We start from the raw sequence: 6,886 nt of genomic DNA, 5'->3' as shown, positions 1-6,886 counted from the left end.
TAAGAAAAGATTATTATCTATGATTACCCTTAGAGCATTATCAAAACGAAAAGGCAGCTACGGACAAAATCATTCTCGTTTACCCCAATTAATTAATCATAGTTTTGCAGAAAAAAGTCAGGTTTTTCTTAAATTAAAAAATAATAATGTCGGCAAGGATTTTAATTCATTTGAGACACGGAGAAATCATTTTGAACAACCATATTATTGGAATAAGAGTGGGGTAGTTGGAACGAAACTATCTCTAAGATATGGAACTTTAGAAAGAGATCCTACAAATGATCCGAGAATAATTAAATTTTGTTTAGCGATTCCAGTTGATCAATATATAAAACATGGGATTGATCGCTCTCTCATTAGAAGAGTGACTAAAAATAGATTACCAGATGAAGTCAGATTAAGTCAAAATATTCGAGGTATGCAAAGTGCTGATTGGATTGAACGAATGTTATCGGTTAAGGAAGAAATATTGAATGAAATACATAACGTTATTTCTGACTCAATGACAAAGGAATACCTCAACATTGATGTTTTGAAATTAGCTGTACAAAAATTAAAGGAAAAGCCATTAACGGAGCTTGCTGTAGATTTCCATGTAAAAGTAGCTATACGAGGATTAATTTTTCACCGGTTTATGAAGAAGGAATTTATTTAATAAATTGAAAGGGGGTGAACAATGATGATGCAATTAAAAGCGCAATGGGAAAAGCCTACATTGGAAATTCTTGATGTTAGTCATACGTATGGAGGTAAAGGTACTACACAAGTTGATACAGTAACGAGCCATGATTTTGACATTTGGGATCCTCCTGTTAGCTAACATCTCTTTATTTAGTTCCTCATGTAAAATGAAAGAAAATTTTATATGAGGAACTAAAACATTGAACAAAGTACATATGTCCTTACCATTATCCTCTAACCTCTTCGCCAGATAATATTATATTCCCCCTGCTTATTGACACATTTAATAAAAAATGGTAATTTGAATCTATAGGTGTTCTTTATAGAGAATAAAATAATGGGAATTCCGTAATTTCATTCCTGATAATTAAATTCTCACTAATAAAATGTTCATTATATTGAACGTGTTTTAGGGTGTTGTTTTACAAAGGGGGGGTATTATGAAGCAAGTGGAAAGACAGGGATTATACTATGCATTTGGTCTAACATTTAGTAGTGAAATTGATTTTCCAGAACTAATAAATATACAAACTAGTCGGTATATCGATGTAACAATAAAGGAGGAGGATTTAACTGAAATTTGGTTAGAATATGGGGATTCAGATAGAATTTTTGTTATTAAAGAAAAATTTTGGCTTTTTAAAGTGCCTAATGTTGCTATTTATTGTATTCAAGAAGGAAAACAGATAATAGTTTCTCCTATTTCAGAGGATAGGAAAGACTTAATTCGACTTTATCTATTAGGTACGTGTATGGGTGCATTATTAATGCAAAGAAGAATTCTTCCTTTACATGGTAGTGCAATTGAGATTAACGGCAAAGCGTACGCTATAGTTGGTGATTCTGGCGCTGGAAAATCAACAACTGCAGCTGCTTTTTTAAGGCAAGGATATCGTTTTATTAGTGATGATGTAATTTCGGTTTCTCTTAATGATAGAAATGTACCTATTGTTAGTGCTGCCTATCCTCAGCAAAAGCTGTGGCAAGAAAGTATTAATAAGTTTGGGATGGACTCCAAATTATATCGTCCTATATTTGAAAGAGAAAAGAAGTATGCAATCCCAGTAAGCGAGCAGTTTGTAGATAAGCCCTTGCCATTAGCAGGTATTATAGAGCTTGTAAAAAATGAAGACGAGAAGTTAGGAATCTACCAAATACATAAACTAGAGAGGCTACAAACAATATTTAATCATACATACCGGAACTTTTTTATTGTACCAGCAGGTTTGTTGCAATGGCATTTTCATACCTCTACAACCATATGTGAAGCTGTTAAGCTTTTTAGAATCAAACGTCCACTGCAAAGATTTACAGCCTATGATTTAACAGAAATGATTATATCGACATGTAATGAGGAGGAAATAATATATGGGTGATATATTTGAAGGCCCCTTTTATATAAAGCAAAAAGAAGGAAATATTGTAAGTAATATGGATGGAGAAAAAGTAATGTTAAGCATTTCAAATGGGAAATATTATAATTTGGGGAAAATTGGAGGAGTAATTTGGGACTTAATTGAAAAACCAATTTCTTATCTTGAGCTAGTAGACTCTTTAGTAAATAATTATGATGTCGACAGAGGTGAATGTGAGCAACAGGTACTATCATTTCTAGAATCCCTTAAGAAAGAAGAATTAATCGAAATAAAAGAAGGTAGCATAATGTGAAATTCAACATTATAAAGAGATGGAGACCTTTTGCAAAGTTGAAAATTTTGATTGCTATGGATTGGAGGATGAAATGTCTTCTTGTAGAATCCTATATTTATTTAGCATTAGGATGGTATTTGAAAAGATTACCATTTTCGAATGTGGCACCTTCTCTAGGACTTCAAATGGATGAAACAACCTATTTACCTATGCCAAATAGAGAAAAGGAATTATTAAAAATATCCCAAGCAATTCGAATTATGAATAGGTATACCTTTTGGGAAAGTCAATGTTTAGTTCAGGCATTTGCTGCGATGAAAATGTTAGAAAAACGAGGAATAGAAAGTACGCTATATCTTGGTACAGCAAGAGAGGAAAACGGAAAGTTAATTGCCCATGCTTGGCTGCGAAGCGGGCCTTATATTGTTACAGGCTTTGAAGGAAAAGATAAGTTCACGATAGTAGGGAAATTCGCCAAAAAAATTGGAGGCAAGGATTGTGGAGAAAATTCAACTTGATATAGCAAGCATCCCAAATGAGCTTAATGTTATTTTACAGATTTTAAGGAATCAAAATAGCTATAGTCCTATTCCAACAAGAACATTGTCCTCTTTCCATTGGAAAAGCTTTATAAAACAGGCTAAACACCATCGTGTTTTTCCAGTATTATATAAAAAAATAAAAGATGTTGATCAATTTATAGTTCCAAAAGAAATAATACAAGAATTCGAAATTGAATACCGACAAAACACATTTATGATGCTTAAATTAAGCGCGGAGATAGACTTAATAAATCGATTATTTTCTGAAGAGGCTATTAAGATATTATTTTTAAAGGGTCCGGTCATTGCCCATGATCTGTATGGTGATATTTCACTACGTACTTCAAGTGATTTGGATTTTCTTATTCAGATAAAAGATCTTCAGAGAGCTGAAAAAATTTTAATGGAAATGGGTTATATAAAAAATGATTATATTAAGTCTGTCCTAAATGATTGGAAGTGGAGACATCATCATTTTACGTTTTATCATCCTCAAAAGAGAATAAAACTTGAAATTCATTGGAGGTTAAATCCAGGACCAAATGCTGAACAAAGCTTTAATGAATTATGGAAAAGGAAAAGAAATAGTAACTTAACGAACACAAATGTTTTTTATTTAGGGAAAGAAGATTTGTTTGTCTTTTTAATATCACATGGTTCTCGTCATGGTTGGTCAAGACTTAGGTGGCTACTAGATATTCATTATCTCTTACATAAAGATATTGACTGGAATTTAGTGAAGCATCTTTTACGTAAGTATCAGTTAACACACATAGCGGGTCAGGCGCTTCTACTATCCAATTCTCTCCTACATACTAAGTATCCACATGAAATCAAGTTTTTAGTAAATAAAAGACGTTCTCGTAAATTAGCACAAGATGCAATTTTTTATCTTGAAAGAATGGTTAACCTTCATACAGAGCCTCTACCAGACGAAGTGGCATCATACCATTCGAGGCATTTGTTTTCTCTAAAATCGATGAATCAAAAACTACTATTTATAATAAGTTTACTATTTCCTTTCTCAGAAGATGCGGAAACTCTACCATTACCAAAAAGGATGCATTTTCTTTATTTTCCTTTACGTCCTTTTTTATGTGCTTGGCGAAGAGCTAGGAAGCATGTATAACCCTAGGAGGAACAAGCAATGTCAGATCTTTTTTATTTTTTAAGGCAAATCCAGTCGTTCGCAGGCAAGAAATTATTCGTTAATTTTTTTGCAATGGTATGTATTAGTTTGTTAGATGGAATTGGAATTTTGCTATTAATTCCAATGATAAGCATGAGTGGTGTAATTGAGGTCGAACCAAGTGGACAATCTGTCATAAGCCTTTTTTCATTTCTACAAGATGTCCCAACTGAAGCTGGCTTAGCGGTTATTTTATGTTTGTATTTACTTATTGTCATTAGTCATAACTTTTTCCAACGAATGATTACTGTACAAAACGCTAAAATACAGCATGGGTTTCTTCGATATTTACGTGTTGAAACATATCGTGCTATTTTGCAAGCAAATTGGGACTTTTTTATAAAAAATAGAAAATCTGATCTTATCAATATATTAACAACTGAAATCGTTCGAACAAGCTCAGGTACGCAATCGTTTCTACAATTTATGTCATCTCTGATTTTCACGTTGATCCAAATTGGTCTAGCTTTTTTCCTTTCTCCGGCAATTACTTTATTTGTTTTACTGTGTGGAATTATTTTATTAGTGTTGAATCGGAAGTTTTTAAAAACATCTATTGCACTAGGTCAGCGGAACTATCATTTAGGAAAAGAGCATTTAGCCGGGATAACAGAACAAATTAACGGCATTAAGGATGTAAAAAGCAATACATTAGAACAGTCAAGAATCAACTGGTATCAAATGATCACAAAGCAAATATTAACTGAGCAGGTAGACTATACAAAGCTGAAAATGAAAACACAATTTTATTATCGAACTGCAAGTTCTATTTTTCTCGTAATCTTTATTTATTTTGCAATAAATCTTTTTCATGCACAAGTAGCGCAGTTAATGATGATTGTATTAATTTTTTCAAGATTATGGCCGAGAGTTGCAGGGATACAAGGTTCTTTAGAACAAATGGCAACGATTCTACCAGCATTTAAAGCCGTAAAAACGATGCAAAATCAATGTTATGAAGCAAAAGAAATAAATTTAGAAAATTTAAACGAGATTATGCCTCTAGAAATTACCCAGGAAATGGTTTGTGAGCAGGTTTCATTCCGCTATCATCCTACATCTGAATTTGCGCTGAAAAATATTAATCTTACTATTCCTGTTAATAAAATGACCGCAGTTGTCGGTCGTTCAGGTGCAGGGAAAAGCACACTAATTGATTTGTTAATGGGATTAAATTATCCGGAAAAGGGAAATATCGTCATCGATGGAGTTCCTTTAACAAGCGATATGGTTATCGCATTAAGAAAAGCTGTAAGTTATGTACCTCAGGAACCATTCCTTTTTAATGCAAGCATTCGGGAAAATTTATTACTTTTAGTGCCTGATGCAACTGAGGAAAGTATTTGGGATGCATTAGATTTTGCCTCTGCAGCTGAATTTGTGAGAAAGCTACCACAAGGGTTAGATACACGTATAGGTGATCGTGGTATTAAATTATCTGGAGGAGAACGACAGCGTATCGTTTTAGCTCGCGCTATCCTTCGAAAACCATCGATTCTTGTACTGGATGAAGCTACAAGTGCTCTAGATGTTGAAAATGAAGCGAAAATTCAACAATCTATTGAAAGATTGAAGGGAAGGATGACAATTATTGTAATCGCCCATCGCTTATCTACAATTCGCCATGCTGACCAAGTAATTGTTTTAGATGAAGGTGTTATTGTGCAAAAGGGGCAATACCGTCAATTGGCAAAGGATAAACGAAGCGTTTTTGGACATTTAGTTAGTAATCAATTAGAGGCAAATTATTAATTATTGGCTCTTTTGAGCTACTGATTATAAGGAGTTTTGCTCTTGAAAAGACGTATTAGATACTTGATTCTAGCAATTTTTATGTTCGTATTGTTTCTTTTTGGATATACAATTTGGGATAATAATCGAATTATTGTCACCGAGGAGGAAGTTTTGATTAAAGATTTACCTCAAGAATTAGAGGGATTTACAATATTGCAAATTTCTGATTTGCATGAAAAAGAATTTGGGAAGAATCAGATAAAATTGATCGAATTAGTTAATTCCTTACAATATGATTCGCTCGTAATAACGGGAGATTTATTAGCTGATCAAAATAGTCTGAATTATGATCCGATTTATATGTTATTGGAAGGGATTCGAAATAAGGAGCATGCATTATTTGTCCCAGGTAATACTGATCCTGTTAAAAGCTTTAATGTTAGAAAGAATAGAAGTGAAAAACATGAATTTATACAAGGATTGGAATCTCGAGGAATAAAATTATTGGATTCGAATTATTCAATTACAAAAGGAGGTTCAAAAGTTTACTTTGTGGATTTTAAAAAGTCATTACAGGCAGAGAATAATAAGAGCGAGATAGGTGGAATTGAAGCATTGCAATTAGCACGAAATGATATGTCGATCTTAAACAATTTAACAGAACAAGATGTGCTTATTGGATTGACACATTATCCAATTGTTGATATCCAAATTGACCAAATTAAAGCAAATCCTAATATGAAGTTTCATAATTTTGATTTAATTATGGCAGGACATTATCATGGCGGACAAATAAGATTACCTTTTCTTGGAGCATTATTTGTACCAGAGCCTTATTATAAACATGGTGGTTTATTTCCTCCTTCAGATCGAGTAAAAGGCTTATGGGAATATCAGCAAACTAAACAATATGTTAGTGCAGGGTTAGGAAGTAGTAAAGCCATCTCCTTTTTAGGATTCCGGTTATTTAATACTCCAGAAATAAATTTAATTAGCTTTAAAAATAGACGTGAATAATACAATGATAATTTTTAAATGGATGATAGCCTTTTTCTAAACTTATTCTTAAATCGGATATAAATCTTAATTA

Annotated in this window: 8 protein-coding genes; all 8 read left to right on the top strand. The window is 32.8% G+C overall.

Translation table 11 applies throughout. From position 1 onward, the window contains the following. Positions 1–655 (top strand): asparagine synthase-related protein (locus tag HU235_RS22870; protein ID WP_233452389.1); only part of this gene is annotated, 655 nt, incomplete at its 5' end. 21 nt (positions 656–676) lie between these two features. Then, positions 677–820 carry a paeninodin family lasso peptide gene (locus HU235_RS22865; RefSeq protein WP_233452388.1) on the top strand — a complete coding sequence of 48 codons (144 nt, stop codon included), beginning with the start codon at positions 677–679 and terminating at the stop codon, positions 818–820. A gap of 301 nt (positions 821–1,121) precedes the next feature. After that, positions 1,122–2,057 carry a phosphoenolpyruvate carboxykinase (ATP) gene (locus tag HU235_RS22860; protein ID WP_174881709.1) on the top strand — a complete coding sequence of 312 codons (936 nt, stop codon included), beginning with the start codon at positions 1,122–1,124 and terminating at the stop codon, positions 2,055–2,057. Beyond that, entirely contained in the window at positions 2,050–2,349 is a 300-nt protein-coding gene (locus tag HU235_RS22855; protein WP_174881708.1) for a lasso peptide biosynthesis PqqD family chaperone, read from the top strand. The genes HU235_RS22860 and HU235_RS22855 overlap by 8 nt, the downstream gene beginning before the upstream one ends. Before the next feature lie 56 nt (positions 2,350–2,405). Further along, positions 2,406–2,849 (top strand): lasso peptide biosynthesis B2 protein, encoded by a 444-nt coding sequence (locus HU235_RS22850; RefSeq protein WP_174881712.1) that lies wholly within the window; start codon positions 2,406–2,408, stop codon positions 2,847–2,849. After that, positions 2,830–4,002 (top strand): nucleotidyltransferase domain-containing protein, encoded by a 1,173-nt coding sequence (locus HU235_RS22845; protein ID WP_233452385.1) that lies wholly within the window; start codon positions 2,830–2,832, stop codon positions 4,000–4,002. Before HU235_RS22850 ends, HU235_RS22845 begins: the two co-directional genes overlap by 20 nt. A gap of 18 nt (positions 4,003–4,020) precedes the next feature. Continuing rightward, positions 4,021–5,814, top strand: coding sequence for an ABC transporter ATP-binding protein (locus tag HU235_RS22840; RefSeq protein ID WP_174881707.1), 1,794 nt, complete (start codon positions 4,021–4,023; stop codon positions 5,812–5,814). Positions 5,815–5,856: 42 nt separating this feature from the next. Further along, a complete protein-coding gene (locus HU235_RS22835; RefSeq protein WP_174881706.1) occupies positions 5,857–6,813 on the top strand; it encodes a metallophosphoesterase in 957 nt (318 codons plus the stop codon). Positions 6,814–6,886 lie beyond the last annotated feature (73 nt).

It is taken from the genome of Metabacillus niabensis, assembly GCF_902829255.1.
Lineage (GTDB): Bacteria > Bacillota > Bacilli > Bacillales > Bacillaceae > Metabacillus > Metabacillus niabensis.
The sequence above is the reverse complement of the archived record's forward strand: the minus strand, read 5'-3'. Positions and strand labels throughout refer to the sequence as shown.